Origin of the sequence: Pseudomonas sp. GD03903, from assembly GCF_029840045.1 — a bacterium.
Lineage (GTDB): Bacteria > Pseudomonadota > Gammaproteobacteria > Pseudomonadales > Pseudomonadaceae > Pseudomonas > Pseudomonas pseudonitroreducens.
In genome coordinates this window covers 78,337-98,940 of record NZ_JAOCBT010000019.1, presented here as the reverse complement: position 1 = coordinate 98,940, position 20,604 = coordinate 78,337, and the positions used below count along the sequence as shown (strand labels likewise).

General features: G+C 65.3%; 19 protein-coding genes. 12 read left to right on the top strand and 7 right to left on the bottom strand.

Annotated elements, in window-relative coordinates; all coding sequences use genetic code 11:
* Nucleotides 1-4: 4 nt before the first annotated feature.
* From N5C91_RS24440 to N5C91_RS24420, 5 genes are all read left to right on the top strand, one after another.
* Nucleotides 5-1,309 carry a glycosyltransferase gene (locus tag N5C91_RS24440; RefSeq protein ID WP_279832607.1) on the top strand — a complete coding sequence of 435 codons (1,305 nt, stop codon included), beginning with the start codon at nt 5-7 and terminating at the stop codon, nt 1,307-1,309.
* Nucleotides 1,302-1,682 (top strand): cupin domain-containing protein, encoded by a 381-nt coding sequence (locus N5C91_RS24435; protein WP_279832605.1) that lies wholly within the window; start codon nt 1,302-1,304, stop codon nt 1,680-1,682. Before N5C91_RS24440 ends, N5C91_RS24435 begins: the two co-directional genes overlap by 8 nt.
* Before the next feature lie 265 nt (nt 1,683-1,947).
* Nucleotides 1,948-2,292, top strand: coding sequence for a cupin domain-containing protein (locus N5C91_RS24430; protein ID WP_017519228.1), 345 nt, complete (start codon nt 1,948-1,950; stop codon nt 2,290-2,292).
* A 4-nt stretch (nt 2,293-2,296) separates the two neighbouring features.
* Nucleotides 2,297-3,349, top strand: a complete 1,053-nt coding sequence (locus N5C91_RS24425; RefSeq protein ID WP_279832603.1) for a phosphotransferase — start codon at nt 2,297-2,299, stop codon at nt 3,347-3,349.
* Nucleotides 3,346-4,848 carry an aldehyde dehydrogenase family protein gene (locus N5C91_RS24420; RefSeq protein WP_279832602.1) on the top strand — a complete coding sequence of 501 codons (1,503 nt, stop codon included), beginning with the start codon at nt 3,346-3,348 and terminating at the stop codon, nt 4,846-4,848. Before N5C91_RS24425 ends, N5C91_RS24420 begins: the two co-directional genes overlap by 4 nt.
* Nucleotides 4,849-4,852: 4 nt before the next feature.
* Here N5C91_RS24420 and N5C91_RS24415 read toward each other — a convergent pair whose 3' ends face one another.
* The gene (locus tag N5C91_RS24415; protein WP_279832600.1) at nt 4,853-5,449 is read right to left on the bottom strand and encodes a GNAT family protein; all 597 of its coding nucleotides are present in this window, start codon (nt 5,447-5,449) and stop codon (nt 4,853-4,855) included.
* 435 nt (nt 5,450-5,884) lie between these two features.
* Nucleotides 5,885-7,207, bottom strand: coding sequence for a CapA family protein (locus tag N5C91_RS24410; protein ID WP_279832598.1), 1,323 nt, complete (start codon nt 7,205-7,207; stop codon nt 5,885-5,887).
* A 283-nt stretch (nt 7,208-7,490) separates the two neighbouring features.
* On the opposite strand from N5C91_RS24410, the gene N5C91_RS24405 reads away from it, so the two are divergent.
* The 6 genes from N5C91_RS24405 to N5C91_RS24380 all read left to right on the top strand — a co-directional run bounded on the left by N5C91_RS24405 (nt 7,491) and on the right by N5C91_RS24380 (nt 15,811).
* On the top strand, nt 7,491-9,344 hold the full coding sequence (locus N5C91_RS24405; RefSeq protein WP_279832595.1) for a DUF1302 domain-containing protein: 1,854 nt from the start codon (nt 7,491-7,493) through the stop codon (nt 9,342-9,344).
* A gap of 40 nt (nt 9,345-9,384) precedes the next feature.
* A complete protein-coding gene (locus N5C91_RS24400) occupies nt 9,385-10,743 on the top strand; it encodes a DUF1329 domain-containing protein (protein WP_236200153.1) in 1,359 nt (452 codons plus the stop codon).
* Between the two features lie 402 nt (nt 10,744-11,145).
* Nucleotides 11,146-12,051, top strand: coding sequence for a LysR substrate-binding domain-containing protein (locus N5C91_RS24395; protein WP_236173488.1), 906 nt, complete (start codon nt 11,146-11,148; stop codon nt 12,049-12,051).
* Between the two features lie 106 nt (nt 12,052-12,157).
* The gene (locus N5C91_RS24390; protein ID WP_279832592.1) at nt 12,158-13,363 is read left to right on the top strand and encodes a M20 family metallopeptidase; all 1,206 of its coding nucleotides are present in this window, start codon (nt 12,158-12,160) and stop codon (nt 13,361-13,363) included.
* Nucleotides 13,360-14,634: an MFS transporter gene (locus tag N5C91_RS24385; protein WP_279832590.1), complete on the top strand. Its 1,275-nt coding sequence runs from the start codon at nt 13,360-13,362 to the stop codon at nt 14,632-14,634. Before N5C91_RS24390 ends, N5C91_RS24385 begins: the two co-directional genes overlap by 4 nt.
* 67 nt (nt 14,635-14,701) lie before the next feature.
* The gene (locus tag N5C91_RS24380; protein ID WP_279832589.1) at nt 14,702-15,811 is read left to right on the top strand and encodes a M14 family metallopeptidase; all 1,110 of its coding nucleotides are present in this window, start codon (nt 14,702-14,704) and stop codon (nt 15,809-15,811) included.
* On the opposite strand, the gene N5C91_RS24375 is transcribed toward N5C91_RS24380, so the two are convergent.
* From N5C91_RS24375 to N5C91_RS24355, 5 genes are all read right to left on the bottom strand, one after another.
* A complete protein-coding gene (locus N5C91_RS24375; protein WP_279832588.1) occupies nt 15,781-16,296 on the bottom strand; it encodes a GNAT family N-acetyltransferase in 516 nt (171 codons plus the stop codon). The two genes, N5C91_RS24380 and N5C91_RS24375, sit on opposite strands and share 31 nt — an antisense overlap.
* Nucleotides 16,297-16,403: 107 nt before the next feature.
* Nucleotides 16,404-16,583: a hypothetical protein gene (locus N5C91_RS24370; protein WP_024762799.1), complete on the bottom strand. Its 180-nt coding sequence runs from the start codon at nt 16,581-16,583 to the stop codon at nt 16,404-16,406.
* A 165-nt stretch (nt 16,584-16,748) separates the two neighbouring features.
* On the bottom strand, nt 16,749-17,195 hold the full coding sequence (locus N5C91_RS24365; RefSeq protein ID WP_236173483.1) for a hypothetical protein: 447 nt from the start codon (nt 17,193-17,195) through the stop codon (nt 16,749-16,751).
* 367 nt (nt 17,196-17,562) lie between these two features.
* Nucleotides 17,563-18,912 carry an OmpA family protein gene (locus N5C91_RS24360; protein WP_279832584.1) on the bottom strand — a complete coding sequence of 450 codons (1,350 nt, stop codon included), beginning with the start codon at nt 18,910-18,912 and terminating at the stop codon, nt 17,563-17,565.
* Between the two features lie 203 nt (nt 18,913-19,115).
* Nucleotides 19,116-19,460 carry a hypothetical protein gene (locus tag N5C91_RS24355; protein ID WP_236173481.1) on the bottom strand — a complete coding sequence of 115 codons (345 nt, stop codon included), beginning with the start codon at nt 19,458-19,460 and terminating at the stop codon, nt 19,116-19,118.
* A 120-nt stretch (nt 19,461-19,580) separates the two neighbouring features.
* Between N5C91_RS24355 and N5C91_RS24350 the strand changes: the two genes are divergently transcribed.
* Nucleotides 19,581-20,354 carry an ATP-binding cassette domain-containing protein gene (locus N5C91_RS24350; RefSeq protein ID WP_279832581.1) on the top strand — a complete coding sequence of 258 codons (774 nt, stop codon included), beginning with the start codon at nt 19,581-19,583 and terminating at the stop codon, nt 20,352-20,354.
* The last annotated feature ends 250 nt before the right edge of the window (nt 20,355-20,604 follow it).

Sequence of the window (20,604 nt, the reverse complement as noted above, 5' to 3'; positions counted from 1 at the left end):
CACCATGAGTAGTGAACGCAAGGTCATCGCCTTCTTCCCCGAGGCCGCCTACGGCCCGGCCCTGAACTCCGTGGGTATTGCCCAGGCCTGCGAGGCGCTGGGGCACAAGGCGGTGTTCCTCACCGATCCGGGGATGACCGGGGTGTACTCGGCCTACGGCTTCGAGGAGCACTACGTGAACATGTCCGAGCCGATGCCGGCGGAGGAGATGGCGCGCTACTGGACCGATTTCATCAACGGCCACATCCCGAACTTCCGCAAGGCGCCGATCGACCAGCTCGACAACTACGTGAAGGAGTGCTGGGAGGCCATCGTCTCCACCTCCAAGTGGGCGCAGAAGGAGCTGCCGGCGATCCTCGACAAGATCAAGCCGGACCTGATCTGCGTGGACAACGTGATCCTCTTCCCGGCCATCAAGCATTACGGCAAGCCGTGGGTGCGGATCATCTCCTGTTCGGAGAACGAAGTGCACGACCCGGACATCCCGCCGTACCTGTCGGGCATGAGCGTGGAAGACAAGGAGGGCCACGCGCGCTTCCAGAAACGCTTCGAGGAAGTGATCGCGCCGATTCACGCCGACTTCAACGACTTCCTCGCCGAGTGCGGCGAGCGGCCTTACCCGCTGGGCACCTTCTTCGAGGAGTCGCCCTACATGAACCTGCTGCTCTATCCGGACCCGGTGAAGTTCCAGCGCCGCCATGCGCTGCCGGCGCGGCAGTTCCACTACCTGCAGGGCTGCGTGCGCAGCGACAAGCCCTACGAGATTCCGCAGTTCAAGGCGCACAACGACAAGCCGCTGCTCTACGTCAGCTTCGGCAGCCTGGGCTCGGGCGACGTCGACCTGCTCAAGCGCCTGGTCACCACCATCGGCAAGTTGCCGTACCGCGCGCTGTTCAATGTCGGCGAGCACGTGGAGAAGTACACCGACCTGCCGGACAACGTGATCGTTTCCAACTGGTACCCGCAGCCCTCGGTGATCGCTCAGGTCGACGGGGTGATCCACCACGGCGGCAACAACAGCTTCACCGAGTGCCTGTTCTTCGGCAAACCGGCGATCGTCATGCCCTACGTCTGGGACGGCCACGACAATGCCATGCGTGCCCAGGAAAGTGGTCATGGCCTGCGCATGGACCGCTACGACTGGAGCGAGGAAGACCTGGCGCGCAACATCGCTCAACTGTTGGGCGACGAGTTGATGCAGGGGCGACTGGCGCGTACCAGCGACTACATGCGCTCGCGCAAGGGGCCGGAAGATGCCGCACGGATTCTCGACCAGCTCGTCCAGGGCAAGGCGGTGAACCATGCCTGAGTTCAAGGGCCCCTTCTTCAATGGTGCGGCCAGTGCGCCGCACATCCGCGGCGCACGTGACTACGACGACCTGGTGGACTGGGGCGTGCAGTCCGACGCCCTCGAAGGTGTCTCGCACTCCAGCGGCCGCCTGCTGTTCAAGGGTCCGAACAACAGCCCCGAGACCGGCCTGTGGGTCTGCACCCCCGGCCGCTGGCGGCTGTCGATCCCGCGCGACGAGCTCTGCCACTTCGTTGCTGGGCGCGCCACCTACCGCTCGGACGAAGGCGAGGTGATCGAGGTCGAGCCCGACACCCTGGTGCTGTTCCCCGCCGGCTGGACTGGCGAGTGCACCGTGCACACCACGCTTCGCAACCTCTACATGCTGGCCTGAACCCGTAGGGCGCATAACGCCCCAAGCGTTATCTGCCCTCGAGATTTGCGCCGAACCCATCGGCGGATAACCGCAAGCGGCTATTCGCCCTACGCCATAGCCGGCCGCCTGTGCAGGCGGCCACCGCAGTTCGTAGGGCGCATAACGCCTCAAGCGTTATCCGCCATCGACCTTGCGCCGAACCTGTCGGCGGATAACCGCAAACGGTTATTCGCCCTACGCCTTAACCGGCCGCCCGAGAGGGTGGCCATTGTTGGAGAAAGACATGAAGACCCCCGTTATCCATCGCCCACTGCAAGTCACCGAACTCAAGGACTGGGGCGTGATCCCGACCATGCTCGAGGGCGAGTCCCACGTCAGTGGCGTGGTCCTGCACAAGGGCCCCGAAGGCCAGTCCGAATGCGGCATCTGGCACTGCACGCCGGGCAAGTGGTTCTGCCATGTGACCAGCGACGAGTTCTGCCACTTCCTCGAAGGCCGCTGCACCTACGTGCACGAGTCCGGCGAGGTAATCGAGATCGAGCCGGACACCGCGGCCTTCTTCCCCAAGGACTGGAAGGGCGTGTGCACCGTGCACGAGACCATCAAGAAGGTCTACATGATCCGGTGATGCCATGAACCTGCCTTGCGAAACCACCCGCGCCGCCGCCCGCGAGACCTTCCTCGCCGGTAGCGGCCTGGCCGCCGCGCCAATCACGGCGCTGCCGGCGGATGCCTCGGCGCGACGCTATTTCCGCGTCGACGGCAAGGGCCTGCTGCTGATGGATTCGCCGCCCGGCGCCGAGCCGCTGGCGCCGTACCTGCGGGTGGCGCAGTTGCTGCGCGACTGCGGGCTTTCGGCGCCGAATGTGCTGGCTGCCGACCGCGAGCTGGGTCTGGCGCTGATCGAGGACTTCGGCGACGCCACCTACACCCGGTTGTTGGCCGCCGGCCACGACGAGGTAGCGCTGTATCGCCTCGCCGTGGAAGCCCTGGTGCGCCTGCACCGCGCCGGCCCCCAGGGCGCGGAAGGCGTGCCGGCGTATGACGGGCAGAAGCTGGCGGACGAGGCCGCCCTGTTCATCGACTGGTATGCACCGCTGCTGGTGGGCGAGACGTCCGCTGCGCAGATACGCGAGCGTTATCTGGCGGAATTCGCCGCACTCTGGCGCGCTGTGTCCCTGCGCCGGGAGGTGCTGGTTCTGCGCGACTACCACGTCGACAACCTGATGCTGCTGGAGGGCAGGGCGGGTGTCGCGGCATGTGGACTGCTGGATTTCCAGGACGCCCTGTTCGGTGCACCGGCCTACGACCTCATGTCCCTGCTCGAAGACGCGCGCCGCGACATTCCCGAAACACTGCGCGTGACTCTGCTCAGTCATTACCTCAGCCAGCGCCCGGAAGTGGACGGCCGGCGCTTCATGGCTGATTTCCAGGTGCTCGCCGCGCAGCGCCACGCCAAGGTGCTGGGCATTTTCGTGCGCCTGGCGAAGCGTGATGGCAAGCACGGCTACCTCAAGCACCTGCCACGCGTCCTGCGGCTGTTCCAGCGCGCGCTCGACAGCGAGCAATTGCGCCCGCTGGCAGCGCTGCTCGACGCCCATCTGCCGAATTGGCGCCAGCCGCTGGAGAGCGACGTGATCGCCCAGCGCTTGGCTTCTTCCGAATCCCTGCGGAGCATTCCATGACCGACTTCCACAGCGACGTGCCCCTGCGTTTCATCGGCCCTCACTACCAAAGCGTGACCACGCAGCGCCGACGCGACATCTTCAACCCCGCCGACCTCACGCCCGTGGGCCAGATTGCCCTGTGCGATGCGGAGGACGTGGACGCCGCCATCGATGCCGCCAACGCCGCCCAGCGCGAGTGGAAGCGCGTCGACGCGAAATCCCGCGCGGCGATCCTGCACCAGTTGGCCAATGCCATCGAGACCGACCAGGCGACCCAGCGCGAAGTGGCGCGGCTGATGACGCTGGAGATGGGCAAGCCGTTCCCCGAGGCCATGGGCGAGCTGGCCAACTGCGCGCCGATCTTCCGCTACTACGCCGAGATGGCCCGCGATGAAGCGGGCAAGGTGGCCGGCACCACCCAGCTCGGCTCGTTCCAGCATGTGCGCTACGAGCCCTATGGCGTCAGCGTGCACATCATGCCGTTCAACTTCCCGATCCTGCTGATGTGCTGGACGCTGGCCGCTTCGCTGGCCGCCGGCAACGCCTGCATCGTCAAGCCGGCGGAAAGCACCACGCTGTGCACGCTGAAATTCATGGAGCACTTCAAGGTGCTGCCAGCCGGGATGGTCAGTTGCGTACCGGGTGATGCCGGCACCGCACAACGCCTGGTGCAGTCCGAACGCACCCACGCCGTGGCCTTTACCGGTAGCGTCGCCGCCGGCAAGGCCGTGGCCGTGGCCTGCGCCGAACGGATGAAACCGGCGGTGATCGAGGCAGGCGGCAGCGACCCGATGATCATCTCCCGCCATGCGCCACTGGAAGTCGCGGCGGCCGGCGCAGTGACCGCAGCCTTCCACCTGAGCGGGCAGATCTGCACCTCGGCCGAGCGCTTCTATGTGGTCGACGAAGTGCATGATGAGTTCGTCGCGCGTTTCGCCGAACGCACCCGTGCGCTGCGTATAGGCCATGGCCTGGAGCGCTCCGAGATCGGCCCGATGGTCAGCGAGGCGGCGCGCGCCAAGGTCATCCGCCTGGTGGACGACGCCATCGCCAAGGGTGCCACGCTGGTCTGCGGCGGGCGCATCCCGGCGCAATTCCCGGTGGGCTGGTACTACGAGCCGACCATCCTCACCGACGTCACTCCGGCCATGGCGATCTTCCATGAGGAATGCTTCGGCCCGGTGGCGGCGATCTGCAAGGTGAAGGACTTTGACGAGGCCGTGCGCCTGGCCAACGACTCGCCCTTCGGCCTGGGCGCCTCGCTGTTCTCCACTGACCTGGCGGAAGCCATGGAGGCGGCGGACCGCCTGGAAGCGGGCATGGTCTGGGTGAATAACCCGCTGATCGACAACGATGCGCTGCCGTTCGGCGGCTGGAAAATGTCCGGCATGGGCCGCGAGCTGGGCCGCCAGGGGCTGGATGCGTTCCGCCGCTCGAAGATGGTGATCATCGACCACCAGCCGCAGATTCATTCCTGGTGGTACCCCTACAGCGACGAGGTGTTCTACCAGGGCTGATCCTTCAAGCCGAGGCGCGGCCCAGCCTGTGCAGCAGCCGCGCCTTCACCTCGGGCCACTCGCTGTCGATGATGCTGAAGCGCACCGAGTTGCGCTTGCGGCCGTCGGGCATGATGCGTTCGTGGCGGACGATGCCTTCCTGCACGGCGCCCAGGCGCAGGATGGCGGCGCGGGACTTCTCGTTCAGCTCGTCGGTGGTGAACTGCACGCGCACGCAGTCGAGTTGCTCGAAGGCGTAGCTGAGCAGCAGGAGCTTGGCCTCGGTGTTGATCGGCGTGCGCTGCGCCGACAGGGCGAGCCAGGTGTGGCCGATTTCCAGCTTGCGGTTGGCGCGGTCGACCTTCCAGAAACGGGTGCTGCCGACGATCTGGTCGGTGCGCCGGTCGAGGATGGCGAAGGGCAGGACGGTGCCTTCCTCCAGGCCCTTTTCGGCCTTGGCGAGGTAACTGTCCACGGTGTCCGGGCCGGGCACGACCGTGACCTTGAGGTTCCACAGTTCGCCGTCGGTGGCTGCATTGAGCAGTGCGTCGCGGTGTTCCGCGCGCAGGGGAATGAGTTCGACGTGCTGGCCGATGAGGTGGGGGCAGGTGAGGGCGGGCATTTTCCTGGGCTCTGCGTGGAACGAGCCCAAAGCGTACCGGATGCGGGAGGCTTTTCGTAGGAGCGAAGTTTCGCCGCGAAGCTTTTGGGTTTTCGTGTTTCTGCGCCGCTTCGGTGCGTGCGGATGTATTGGGTTTCGCCCCCTCGGGCGAGTCACTTCTTCCAAACGCCGAAGAAGTAACCAAGAAGGCTTGCCCCTCCATCCGGCTTTTCGCTAAGGCGAAAAATTCCCTCGTTGAAAGGGGCGGTCCGGAGCGTGCGGACGTTTCTCTGGAAGTCCAAATAGCCAGAGCCAGAGCCGGGATTGCGATGGAGAACGTCGTAGCTATTGCTGGAGTAGGAGCGAGCTTGCTCGCGAACCGCACGGCAGAGACTCATCGGCGAAGAGCTGTTCGCGAGCAAGCTCGCTCCTACAAGTGGAAGTGCGCGACGGCGATCAGAGCGCCACGCGAGCGACGTTCCCCTCCAGCACCAGGCGCGTACCGTAGGGCTCCGACAGCGCGGCGAAGCGCTGCAGGATCGCCTGGGCGTGCTCGCCTTCGGCCAGGCGCGGGCGGCCACGGCGGTGGACCGCTTCGCCCAGGCCCAGGCTCACCGGATGCAGCTCGATGCCGGTGAGACGGCGGCCATCGAACTGGCAGACCGGCACCAGGCTTTCCCAGAAACGCGCATCGGAGGGGAAGCTGCGGGTGTCGTTCTGCGTGCGTTGCAGGAAGACCTTCGACGGCGTCTGGTTGCGCTCCACGCGGAACTGCTCGTAGCTGTCCGCCGGCAGGCGCTCCACCAGTTCGTTCTGGCCGATGAAGTTGCCCAGGCTGTAGAAGATCGGTTTGCCGTTGTAGATCTCCATGCCGCGCAGCAGATGCGGGCCGTGGCCGACCACGATGTCGACGCCGGCGTCGATCATCCGCCGCGCCACCGGCTGGATGAACTCGGCGGCGGCTTCCAGGTTCCACTCGCCGGTGGCGTCGTGGCCCAGTTCGTGGGCGTGGATGCTCAGTACCACGATGTCGGACAGCGTGCGTGCCTCCTCGACCCAGCGCAGGATGTCGTCCATATCCTTCTTGCGCGGCAGGGTGCGCAGGCGCGAGCTCTCGCCCTGGCGGAACAGCAGCGGGGTGAAGGGACCGAAAACCGCCAGCGACGGATCGGGAATTGGATGGGCGAAGCCCAGGTCGACCGCGCCCTGGTAGAGGCGGTCCAGGCCCAGGCTGGCGATGATCCCGCGCATGGCTTCCATCTGCGTGCCGTCCAGCTGGTGCACGGTGTCGTAGCGCAGCGGGTTCAGACCGGGGCGGCCGGGCATGTCGCGGGTCTGCTCGCTGGCTTCCTGGCCCTTGCCGAAGGTGGAGGTACAGGCCAGCAGCGAGACGGTGCCGGCAGGCTTGGTGCAGTACACCGGGCGGCGCGCTTCCTCGAGGTTGCGGCCGGTGCCGGCGAACAGCAGTTCGCGTTTCTCCAGCTGCGCGTGGGCGGCGTGCAGGCCGGCAATGCCGTAGTCCAGGCTGTGGTTGTTGGCGGTGGAGAACAGGTCGAAGCCTCCGTCCACCAGCTCATCGAGAATCCACGACGGCGCGCCGAAGTGCGAGCCGCCGCTTTCCAGCACGGCATCGCCCTGGAAGTCGTTGGGCAGTACTTCCAGGTTGGTGAAGCTGACATCGGCGCCGCGCAGCAGGTCGAACAGCGGGCGCAGGGTTTCGTCGTCACGGCTGTTCAGGCGGCGCTGCAGGATGCTGTCGCCGGTCAACGCAATCTTCATGGTCCACCTCAGGGTTGGGGAGTCGCTGATGGCGGCGGACTTTAGGCCAATGCGCAGGCGCGGTCGGCTGAATCCTGGGTATCGCGATAGCTGCCGGTTATCACCCGCGAAACCTCACGGGCTGCTGGTCGCAGGCGTTTCGATTCTGGCTATGGGCATCACTTTTTTTCAGCAGTCAGCTTTGTGACAGCGCTCTTACCATGCGACCGCCTCCCGGCTTGAGAGCCGGGACGCAGGAGTGGCACGGCTTGCCGTGACCAGCACGTTCCAGGCGGAGAGCAGCATGAAAAAAACAATAACCGGCGCCGCAGGCTTCAGGCCGCACGCGCTGGCGCTGGCAACCAGCATGGCCCTTGGCGGGGCATCTTCGGCTCAGGCAGTGAGCTTCAACGTGGGGGAAATCGAGGGGCGCTTCGACTCGACCCTGTCCATCGGCGCGAGCTGGGCAATGGACAGCCCGGACAAGAAGTTCATCGGCTCGCGCAACGGCGGTACGGCCTCCAGCCAGACCTCCGATGATGGCCGGCTGAACTTCAAGAAGGGCGAAACCTTCTCCAAGATCTTCAAGGGCCTGCACGACCTGGAGCTGAAGTACGGCGACAGCGGCCTGTTCCTGCGCGGCAAGTACTGGTACGACTTCGAACTGAAGGATGAGCACCGCCCGCTCTACGACATCGACGACAACGGCCGCGACATGGCGGCGCGTTCCTCCGGTGCGCAGCTGCTCGATGCCTTCATCTACCACAATTACGACTTCCGCGACCTGCCCGGCACCGTGCGCCTGGGCCGCCAGGTGGTGAGCTGGGGCGAGAGCACCTTCATCCAGAACGGCATCAACTCGATCAACCCGGTGGACGTCGCCGCGCTGCGCCGGCCGGGTTCCGAGGTGAAGGAAGCGCTGATCCCGGTGAGCATGCTGTATTTCAACCAGGGGCTGACCGATACCCTGTCCATGGAAGCCTTCTACCAGCTCGAATGGGAGAAGACCGTGCCGGACAACTGCGGCACCTTCTTCGGCAGCGACGTGGCCGCCAAGGGCTGCGACATCAACATGGCGGTGAACGGCAGCGACTTCGACCGCGATATCGATGGCACCGGCATCAAGGGCGGCTACGGCTACGTGCCGCGCACCGGCGACCACGATGCTCGCGATGGCGGTCAGTTCGGCGTGGCGCTGCGCTGGATGGTCAACGACACCGAGTTCTCCGCCTACGCGATGAACTACCACAGCCGCACGCCGACCAGTAACTGGGTGGTGGGCAAGGGCGCGCTGGCCGACCCGGTGGGCGGCCTGATCGGCCAGGGCGGGCGCAGCACCGCCAGCTGGTACCTGGACTATCCCGAGGATATCCGGCTCTACGGCCTGGGCTTCAACACCACCTGGGGCAGCACTGCGGTTCAGGGCGAGATCAGCTACCGGCCGAACATGCCCATGGGCATCAACTCCAGCGACGTTTCCGGCGCCGCAACGCTGGGTTCGGCTTCCACCAGCGCCATGGTCAACGCCGGTTTGCCGATCTTCGCCAGCGGCTGGGCGGATTCGAGCTACGGCTCGCTGATCCAGGGTTACAAGCGCATGCCCTATACCCAGGCGCAGATGACCTTCACCAACACCTTCGACCAGATCCCGGTGATCGCTGCCGAGCGCCTGACCCTGGTCGGCGAGATCGGCTTCGGCCATATCGGCGACCTGGGTTCCACCGATGGTTCCGACCTGCGCTTCGGCCGCAGCAGCGTGTACGGCAACGGCGAACTGGCCAGCGCCGGCAGCTCGTCGCTGCTGGGCCTGTCGGGCAACGCGCTGTGCGAGAAAGTGGTGAATACCGCCAACCCTGGGCAGTGCAACGACAAGGGCTTCTACACCCAGAACTCCTGGGGTTATCGCCTGCGCGCGGGCCTGGAATACAACGACCTGATCGGCGGCATCTCGCTGCGCCCGAACCTGGCCTTCTCCCACGACGTGGAGGGCTACGGGCCGACCTTCAACGAGGGCGACAAGTCGGTGAGCGTCGGCGTCGATGCCGAGTACCTTAGCCGCTACACCGCGAGCATCAGTTACACCGACTACTTCGGCGGCGATTACAACGTCAACACCGACCGCGACTTCCTCGCCGTCAGCCTGGGCGTCAGCTTCTGACGCCCGTCAGTCTCTTCGATACAGAGCCAGAGGTATCAGCATGAACAACAAGCAATGGTTGCAGGCCGGCTGCCTGACCCTGGGCCTGCTTGCCGGGCCAGTGATGGCCGCGGTGGGCGCCGACCAGGCCGCGCGCCTGGGCAATCAACTCACCCCCATCGGTGCGGAGAAATCCGCCAATGCCGATGGCAGCATCCCGGCCTGGACCGGCGGCCTGGCGCCGAACGCCGGCAAGGTCGATGCCGGCGGTTTCCTCGCCGACCCTTACGCCGCCGACCAGCCGCTGTTCACCATCACCGCGCAGACCGCCAGCCAGTACAAGGAGAAGCTGACGCCTGGCCAACTGGCGATGTTCCAGCGCTTCCCCGAGACCTATCGCATCCCGGTCTACCCGAGCCACCGCAGCGCGAGCTATCCGCAAACGGTGCTTGATGCGGCGAAGAAGAACGCCACTGCAACCTCGCTGGCCGAGGGCGGCAACGGGCTGAACAACTTCACCATGACCATCCCGTTCCCGATCCCGCAGAACGGCCTGGAGGTGATCTGGAACCACGTCACCCGCTACCGCAGCAACGCCATGCTGCGCACCACCGCGCAGATGAACCCGCAGACCAATGGCGACTACACCATCAGCTACATGAAGGAACAGTTCGCCTTCCCGTTCGGGCTCAAGGACTACGACCCGGCGAAGATGGACAACATCCTCTACTACTTCCGCCAGGAAATCCTCTCGCCGCCGCGCCGTGCGGGCAGCGTGATGCTGGTGCTGGAGACCATCGACCAGGTCAGGGAACCGCGCATGGCCTGGATGTACAACGCCGGCCAGCGCCGCGTGCGTCGCGCTCCGCAAGTGGGCTACGACAGCCCCGGCGCGGAAGGCATGCGTACCTACGACGACTTCGACATGTTCAATGGCGCGCCGGATCGCTATGACTGGAAGCTGGTGGGCAAGCAGGAGCTGTACATCCCCTACAACAGCTTCAAGCTCGACTCGCCGGCGCTGAAGTATGACGACATCGTCAAGCCCGGCCACCTGAACCCGGACCACACCCGCTACGAGCTGCACCGCGTCTGGCACGTGGTGGCGACCCTGAAACCGGGCCAGCGCCACATCTACAGCAAGCGCGACCTGTACATCGACGAGGACAGCTGGCAGATCGCCGAGGCCGATGCCTATGACGGTCGCGGCAATCTCTGGCGTGTCTCCGAAGGCCATGCACGGCCGTTCTACGACCAGCAGTTCACCTGGCTGACGGCGGAAACCCACTATGACGTGCTGTCCGGCCGCTACACGGTGTCCGGCCTGCGCAACGAGGAGAAGAGCAGCTACGACTTCGCGGTGAAGTCCAGCAGCAACGACTTCACCCCCAACGCCTTGCGCGCTACCGGCATCCGCTGACGGCGGGCTGTACTGGCGCTCACCGGCGCTCCTTGTGTTGACTCAGCGGCCTTCGGGCCGCTTTTTTTCGTTCGCCATTATCCCGGGCAGACTCGTAGGGCGAATAACCTGGAACAGGTTATCCGCCACTCCCCAATGGCGGATAACGCTGGCGCGTTATGCGCCCTACGAACTGCGCGCAGCGAGGCGGCAGGAAACCTCGATGTAGGATGGGTGGAGCGCAGCGATACCCATGCTGCCGGCGCAACGGATCGATGGGTATCGCTGCGCTCCACGCCATCCTACGAAAAGCACGCTACGCGACCCGTCGGTCTGCGTCCGTTTACCAACCGTTACTCACGCCGGCCTCGATTTTGCTTTATGTTCCGACCTGTTACCGATCTGCGAGCCGTCGTCCACGCCATGAAGTTGCATCAACTCCGCGCCATCGTCGCCATCTGCGAGAGCGGCAGTATCCAGGAAGCTTCGCGCCTGCTGCACATCTCCCAGCCAGCCCTGTCCAAGAGCATCAAGGAGCTGGAGGCCGAGCTGGGCGTACCGTTGCTGGTGCGTTCCAACCGCGGTATCACCGCTACCGAGTACGGCGAACGCCTGGTGCGCCGCGCTCGTCTGGTGGTGGAGGAAGTACGCCGCGCGCGGGACGAAATCGAGACGCTGAAGGGCGCCATGGACGGCCGCGTGGCGATCGGCGTGTCACCGGTGACCCCGAGCCAGCAATTCGCTGCCAGCCTGCTGCGTTACCGCAAGCGCTACCCCAAGGTGCAACTGCAGATCAACGAGCTGCGCCCGGCCAAGCTGCTCGAAGGCCTGCGCGAAGGCCAGCTGGACCTGGTGCTGACCTCGCAGCCGTCTTCGCGCAACGTCGACGGCTTCCACTGGCAGGAGCTCTACGCCCAGCCCACCACGCTGGCGGTGCGCAAGGGGCATCCGCTGCGTAACGCGCGCTCATTGCATGAACTGCTCGACGAGGAGTGGCTGGTGCCCGATTCGCTCGACGTTTCCCTCGCCGGGCAGATGTTCGAGCAGTATCAGGTGCGCCATCCCGAGCGCGTCATCGAGTGTGCCTCGGTGGTGCTCTATGCGGAACTGGCGGCAAATACCGATGCGGTGAGTTTCTGGTCGCGGCGGGTGTTCGATCTGCCCATCGTGTCCAGCACGCTGGAAGCGCTGGACATCGCCGAAACCGTGCCGGGCACCGACATCTCCCTGGTCTGCCGGCCGCCCGAGCTGATGACCCGCGAGGCACAGACGCTGGTGGACGAACTGGTCTATGCCTTCAAGGGCCCGCACCTGCGCAAGGGTGAATGACGGCCATCGATAACCAGCTTCGATAAGCATGCGCGAAGGTCATTATTCAGCGTCGCGCCTGTGGGGCATCCTGCCGGCCACAGCAGAACAATGAGCAGGATGCGGCATGAGTCAGCACCCCACGATAGAAAGGCTTGCGGCAAGCACCGAGGATTTTGCGCGGATTCGCCGGGACCTTCACCAGCACCCCGAACTGGGCTTCGAAGAGGCGCGCACCAGCGCCATCGTCGCCGGCTACCTGCGCGAATGGGGCTATGAAGTCCACGAGGGCGTCGGCGGCACCGGCGTGGTCGGTGTGCTGCGCCAGGGCAGCAGCGCCCGCAGTATCGGCATTCGTGCCGACATGGATGCACTGCCCATCGATGAGGCCAGTGGCGTTCCCTACGCCAGCCAGCACGCCGGGCGCATGCATGCCTGCGGCCACGACGGGCATACCGCGATCCTGCTCTGTGCCGCCCGTGAACTGGCTGCATCGCGCAATTTCGACGGCACCCTCAACCTGATCTTCCAGCCCGCCGAGGAAACCCTGGGCGGCGCCGTGGCGATGATGGATGACGGCCTGTTCGAGCGCTTCCCCTGCGATGCGGTCTACGCGCTGCACAATGCGCCGGGCCTGCCGGTGGGCTGCTTCCTGACCCGCGAGGGCGCGCTCACCGCATCGTCCGATCGGGTGTCGATCCGCCTGGTCGGCGTCGGCGGGCACGGCGCCATGCCGCACCTGACCAAAGACCCGATCGTTGCCGCCGCCGAACTGGTGCTGGCGCTGCAGAGCATCGTCGCGCGCAACGTGCCGTCCACCGAAGTCGCCGTGGTGAGCGTGGGCATGCTCAAGGCGGGGGAGGCGGCCAACGTGATTCCCGAGCATGCCGACCTGCGCCTGAGCGTGCGTGCCACCAGGCCTGAAGTACGCGAGCTGCTGAAGCGGCGCATCGGCGAGATCACCCGTGGCGTTGCCGCCGTGCACGGCATGGAGCTGCAGTACGAATACGAGGAGCTGGTGCCGGTACTGGTCAACACGCCGGAAGAAACTCGCCTTGCACGCCAGGTGCTGACCGAGCTGGTCGGCCCGCAACGCCTGTTGTCGGAAGTGCCTTCGGGTTTCCTCGGCAGCGAGGATTTCGCCTGGATGCTGGAGCGCCGTCCCGGCTGCTATATCGCCCTGGGCAATGGCGACAGCGGTCCCAGTGGCTGCATGGTGCACAACCCCGGTTATGACTTCAACGACGCAGCCATTCCCTTCGGCGCGGCCCTCTGGGTGCAGCTTGTGGAAGCGAGCCTGTGCACGTCCCCCCGCAGTGGAGTCCCGGCATGAATCGTCGCAACGCCGTGCTCCTGCTGCTGATGCTGGTGATGGTCATCAGCGTGCTGGACAAGACCATCTTCGCCTTTGCCGGTGCGCAGATCATCGACGAGCTGAAGCTCTCGCCGACTGAGTTTGGCTTCATCGGCAGTGCCTTCTTCTTTCTCTATTCCATTTCCGGCGTACTGGTGGGCTTTCTCGCCAACCGCTTCCCGGCGCGCTGGATTCTCGCCGGCATGTCCGTGGTGTGGATGGCCTCGCAACTGCTGGTGGCGCTGTCCAGCGGATTTGCCGCACTGGTTGCCGGGCGCCTGCTGCTGGGTGCCGGCACCGGGCCGGGCACTGCGGTCACCCAGCACGCCTGCTTCAAATGGTTCGGCCCGAAGGAGCGCGTGCTGCCTTCGGCGCTGATCCAGGTGTCGATCATGCTCGGCGCCGTGCTCGGCGCGCTGAGCCTGCCGCTGGCGATCCAGCACTTCGGCTGGCGCACCGCGTATTTCCTGCTGGCGCTGCTCGGGCTGGTCTGGCTGGTGGTCTGGCTGATCTTCGGCCGCGAAGGGCAGCAGACCGAGGAAGAGGGGCCGGGATCGACGCTGCGCCTGCCCTACAGCCGGCTGCTGTTCAACCGCAGTTTCGTCTGGATCACCCTGATGGGCTTTCTCAGCTACCTGCCCACTGCGCTGGTGTACAGCTGGGTACCGGTGTACCTGCAGAAGGGGCAGGGCATGACGCCCATGCAGTCGGGCTATACGGTCATGGTGGTGACGGTCGGGGTGATCCTCGCCAACCTGCTGCTCTCAACGCTGTCGCAGCGGGCAATGCAGCGCGGCGCTTCGGTGCAGCGCGCCATGGTGCTGCCACCGATGGCCTGCGCGGCGGTCGCGGGTGTCGCCTTCTGCGCACTGACCCTGCTGCATGGTGATCGCCTGGTGATCCTGGTGCTCTACGCACTGGGCGCGATCCTGGTGAATGTCCTGCCGACCTTCTGCAACACCCTGGTCGCGTATATCGCGCCGAGTGCGCAGCGTGGTTCGATGCTGGCCATCCATATCGGTGGAATGACCAGCGCCGGCATGCTCGCGCCGTGGATCGTCGGCCAACTGGTCGAACTGCGCGGTGGCGACATCGCCCATGGCTTCGAGACGGCGCTGGGCCTGTTCGGTGTGCTCACCGTGGTCTGCGCCATCCTCGGCTGCCGGATCATCGCCCCCGAGCGCACCCGCCAGTCCCTGCAGGGCGAGCACAGCGAAGCCCCGCTGCCGGGCGCCGTCAGCCACGCCTGAGTTTCCACGGCGGGCCCGTGCGTCGGGCCCGTTTCCCCTGACTTGAATGCGATCATCCGGAGCGGTGATGACCCCGTCTGCCTGCTTTTCCCAGAGCTACGCCGAAGCGCGTGGCAAGTTCCTTGCGGCCTGCCTGTCGGCTGGCCTGGTCGTCGAATCCCACCGGCATCCGCTGCCCGGCCGCGATGGTGAGCCCCTGGCACTGGATGTGGCACGCAGCGGCCCTGCCGATGCGCAGAACCTGCTGATCATCAGCAGCGGCTGCCACGGGGTGGAGGGCTTCTGCGGCTCGGCAGTGCAGATCGCGCTGCTCAACGACCCTGACTGGCTCGAGCTCTGCGCCAAGGCCGATTGCGCGGTGCTCTACCTGCATGCGGCCAATCCCTATGGCTTCTCCTGGTGGCGCCGCTGGACCCACGAGAACGTTGACCTCAACCGCAACTTCCTCGACTTTTCCCAGCCGCGCCAGCGCAACCAGGCCTATGCGGCGCTTGACGCGATCCTGGTACCCCGTCGCTGGCCATCCATCGGCAGTCACCTGCGTCTGTTGCGCTATGCCATGCGCCATGGCCGCAAGCAGTTGCAGGCGGCCATCGCCAGTGGCCAGGACAGCCACCCGCGGGGCTTGTTCTACATGGGCGATCAACCGACCTGGAGCAACCTGGCGGTGCGCCAGGTGCTGCGCCGGCACGCGCGGGAATGCGCGCGGATCGGCTGGATCGATCTGCACACCGGGCTTGGCCCCAAGGGCCATGGCGAGCGCATCCATGTGGGCGAGAACACCGGCGAGTCGCTGGAGCGCGCCCGACGCTGGTGGGGGGCGCAGGTGACGTCTTCGCAGAAGGGCGATTCGGTGTCGGTGCCGCTCAAGGGGCAGATGATGCTGGCCGCCGCCAGCGAATGCCCGCAGGCGGAGCTGACCGCGATCACCCTGGAGTACGGCACGCTGCCGGGCATCCAGGTGCTCAAGGCGCTGCGGGCGGAGCAGTGGTTGAACAACAACCCCGCTGCGCCGGCGCAACAGGCGCAGCGCATCCGCAGGCAGTTGCGCGATGCTTTCTACGTGGATGAGGACAGCTGGAAGCGCCAGGTGCTGACGCAGGCCGGCGAAGCGGCGCGCCAAGCCCTGGCAGCGTTGGCTAAGGTTCAGACGGAGGCTGCGCGGGCATCCAGGTAGCAGATCGTCGTGCGCCGCGAACCATTGGGGCGGCGCTGCGGGTCGTCGAAGGTGGCCAGTTCGCGGAAACCGGCCTTGCGCATCATGCCGGCGGAACCGGGATTTTCTTCGTGGCGCTCGCAGTAGATGTCCGGCAGGCCGCGGGCGCTCAGGTCGGCGATGGCGGCGCGCAGCAGGCGCGTACCGAGGCCGCGCCCGGCTTCGCCCCGATGCACCGTGGCCTCGGCGATGTAGGCGTGGCGGCCGCCGCCATCGGGCTGGAAGCGGCTGAACGCTGCGCTTTCATGGTAGGTGACCAGCCCGCGCAAGTCCTCGCCAGCGACGGCGACCAGGGCCTGGATTTCCCCCCTGGCGATAGCCTCGAAGTGCTCACGCACCGGCCCCGCGGGCAGGAAGTTCCAGTCATTGGGGCCGTGCTCGAAAATCAGTGTCAGCATGGCCGGTACGTCTTCGGCGCTGGCGGGGCGAATCTGCAGGTCGGCCATGGCGTATTCCTGTAAGTCGGCACGAAATCGGGACGAACGACTCTAGCCACGGCTGGCCGCGCGAGGCAGGCACAGTGGCGCAGGAAAACTGTACGGGTGCCGGCGGATCAGCGGCCGGGCAGCATCGGCGTCAGGTGCAGGATGTTCAGCAGGTGCGGAACACGCAGCGGGTAGCAGGCCTGCAGGCGCACACGCGCCTCGGAAAGGGTCATCTGACGGGAAAACGAACGCAGCACGGTCTTGCCCAGGCAGTGACCGTCCTGAAAATGCACGAGGAATTCATTCATGGCGAAGCGACGACGAGGAAACACGCACGAGGTGGCGCACAGGGCGCGAATAATAGCGACTTCGGCGCGTTCATCGTTGCCATAAATCATCCTTCGCAGGAACTGTCCGACGGAACGCTCGGTCCGCCACCGGCCGAACCGACGACCGGTGGTGTCGGATAAGGCCTAAAGCCCGGAAACATGCTCGTAAGAGTAGTCCAGGCGCAGGACGTTGTAGTCCAGGCGCATGCCGAAGGCATGCATGAAGAAGGCCTCCAGTTGCAGTTCCAGCGAGCGCGAGGTTAGCGTCGACAAGCGTGCGCCCTGGCGGCGCGTGCGTCGGTTAACCGCGGTGAACTCCTCATGCACGACGCCTTGCGACGCCGGATCGGCGATCAGACGGTAGCAACTGTCCGGCAAGTCGTTGCGCTGGGTGGCCGACAGGCTGAGTTCGGGGTGCCCCTCGGCATTGGTGATCAGTTCCACGCTGCAGCGCAGACCTCGGTCGCGGGCGAAGCGCGAGGCCTCTTCGAAGGCCGGCAGGGCCTTCTGCAGAACCTGGATCTCGAAGGCAAGGAAGAATTGCTCGTCGAATTCAACGTCCTGGGTATCGCGGGGTGCCTGGTTCAACATCGCCGGCATCTCCTGTGTCGATGAAACCATGAAACGTCCGGAAGCGACCGTCGGGATCGCCGAAGTTTCGTCATCGCGGCATTGCAGACACAACGCACACACAGTCAGTCGGCAATGCCATTTGCCTGAACGAAAGGCCATCTCACTGAAGCCCTATCAGGCTGTCAATGATCATTCCGGCATAACGGCAATGGATTTCAATAGCCAGGCAAGCATTTCGCTGTTGCCGGCAGGCGCGGGACTGATGGTGCGCCGGGGTTGCCGGTGTAACGAATGTTTTACGAAATGGGCGGCTGGCGAGCGCTTTCAGATGAGCGGTGTGAGGCGCCTTCGGGCCTCAGCCGAGGCCCGATGGCGCCGGTGACGCTTACTGCGTCAGCACGGTGAACTCGATACGGCGGTTCTTCGCCCGGCCTTCCTCGGTACTGTTGTCCGCCACCGGGCGCGATTGCCCGTAACCCTTGGCGATCAACGAATCGGCCGCCACACCCAGCTGCGCCAGCCTGGCCGCTACCGCGTCGGCGCGCTTCTGGCTCATGGTGAGATTGGCCTCATCGGTGCCCACGCTGTCGCTGTGGCCGCCCACCTCGATGCGCATTCCCGGCGCAGCGGCCTGGATAGCGTCTGCCGCACGCTCGAGGATGTCCTGGCTGTCGGCGGAGATGCGATCGGAGTTGCTCTCGAAGTGGACCTGCATCAGGTTCAGGGCGTTGACCAGGTCCTGCGCACCGAAGCCCTGCTTCAGGCCGGCCAGGGCGGCAGTGGCGCGCTCCCACAGGCCGCTGATGGAATAGCCGCTGAACAGCTCGCGCAGTTTCTGGCTGAGATCGAAGCGCTGATCTTCCGGCAGTGCCGAGGTATCGATGTTGAGCTTGTCGCCGTCGAAGCCGATCTTCAGGCCGTTGACGCCAAGTTCCGGCAGCGCTGCGATCAGCTTGTCCAGCCAGCCGGCCGGGAGAGTCTGCGGATCGATCTGGATGTCGCCGCTGACCTTGTCTGCGCCGAAGTGGGCTTGCAGGGCATCGATCAGCCGCTGCTTCTCGCCTTCGTCACCCAGGCGACCGCTGATGGCCACCTGGCCGTCGGTGTTCTGCAGTTCCAGTTCGGCGGGCAGGTGCGCCACGGGTTCCTGGACGGCGGCCTGCTCGACCGGCGCGGGTACTTCGGCGGGGGCGGGCGTGGGTTGCGGCGCAGCCGGTGTTGGCAGCGGTGCGGCGACCTGCTTGGGCTGTGGCTGGCAGTTGCTCACGGCGAGGATGAACAGCCCGAGCAGGCCGGCGAGCAGCAGCCAGAACAGCCAGCCCAGGCCTTTGCGCTGTTTGACCGGCGCGTTGTGCAGCAGGGCGGAGAAAGCCGGCGGGAGGGTGACGGGGGTTCTTTGCTCGCGGGTCAGCAGGCCGATCACCTTGGGCAGTGCCTCGGCGCCGGCCATGTTCACCGCGCCGACCGGGACGTCGAGCAGTCGAGCGATGCGGTTGCACTCGTCACTGCCCAGACCGGCATTGAACTGGTCCGGCTGCAGCACGTTGTCGGCAGGTTTGATGCCGATCCATTGCTGCAGCAGGTCGGCCAGGCCAGCCGCCTCGAAGCGATTGCGGAATCCAGCGAAGCCACCGGTGCGCGTGTTGACGATGGATTCGGCCAACAGACCGATGAAACGCCCCGCCTTGTGGTGCATGCCGCGCTCGGCGGCCTGCTGGATGATTGCTTCTAACATCTGAGTCTCCAATCGATGGAAAATTCGACCCGGCGTGGCCGTTTGGGCCTTGGCGCGCGCAGGGGCGGAACGGCTCCGGCAGCCAGTGCCAGGAGTGCGGCGATTGTCGAGAGGAGGGCGAGACGAAACAGTCGGTATTTTCCCAAAGACCCGCCTGTTATTACCTCTGCGGACCAGATGCAGGGGCTGGGCCCGCGGACGGTTCAGGCAGGCGTGGGCGCGGAGGTCATCATCCAGGTGATGAACCCGGCATTGACGGCAGTGAACACCAGCGCTGCCAGAAAGGTAGCGTCTGCGACCCGCATCATCCGCCAGCCGCGCAGGGTGCGGTGGGTACGTAGGCTCCAGTAGGAGCAGAAGGCCGCGACCAGGTAGAACATCATGTTGACGGCCACCAGGTCATCGATGATCAGGTCTTCCCGGCGCAGCGTGAGGATCACCCGGATGATGCCGATCACCGTCAGGCACACGCCAACCATGGTGGCCGAGACGGAGAAGATATGGACGCAGATATCGTCATCGAGGCTGGGCGGTTCCTGTTCACTCATCGCGGCGCGCTCGTGGCTGGGAAATGTGGAAAGCGTAGTTGCGATTCGATGAAGGCTTGAGTAGGAAGCCCAAGGCGCCTAATGTCAGCGGCTGCCCCAGGCCCGGACATGAATTGCCCAATGATCGATTTCAACAATGTCACCGTCTACCAGCAGCAGACCTGCGTGCTGGATGGATTTTCCCTGCATATCGGCGAAGGCGAGAAGGTCGCCATCCTTGGCCCCAATGGCGCCGGCAAGAGCACGCTGCTCAAGCTGATCAGCCGCGAACTCTATCCGGTGGATCGCCCGGACAGCTCGCTGAACCTGTTCGGTCTGCACAACGTCACCCTGTGGGACCTGCGCAGCCGCATCGGCTTCGTCTCCCAGGATCTGCAGGAGGACTACACGCCGTTCACCCAGGCGCTGGATGTGGTGATCTCCGGCTTCTTCGGCGCCATTGGCAGCCACGGACACCTGCAACCGACGCCGGAGCAGGTCGCGAAGGCCCATGAACTGCTCGCCACGGTGGAGATGGATGGCTATGCCGAGCGCATGTTCCAGCGCCTGTCCACCGGCCAGAAGCGCCGTCTGCTGCTGGCCCGTGCGTTGATCCACGGGCCTCGCGCGCTGATCCTCGATGAGCCGGCCAACGGCCTGGACATGGGCGCCAGCCTGCAGATGCTCACGCTGCTCAGACGCTTCTGCGGCCCGCAGCACGCCATGATCATCACCACCCATCACCTCGACGAGATCATTCCGGAAATCGAACGGGTGGTGCTGATTGCCAATGGCAAGGTGGTGGCCGACGGGCCGAAGGCGGAGATTCTGACCAGTGAAAACCTGTCGGCGCTGTACCAGGCTCCGCTGAAAGTGACCGAGCAGGATGGCTGGTATCGCTGCTGGTATGCGTGATTCGCTGCTGGCTTTCTGAGCCAGACTCGCCCAATCGCGGACGGAGTCCGCTCCTACGCTCATGGAGGCTCGTGTAGGAGCAACTGTCTTTTCCTGGGGAGTCCGTACCAATGCATCCCCTTCACCCCAGCCCTGGCTGCGCGCCCCGCTCCTCAGGGAGAGGGGGCAGCCCTATCCGGCTGGCACTGAGGTTTCATCCTGCACCTGACGGTTCCCTCTCCCCCTGAGCGGGGCGCGCAGTCAGGGTGAG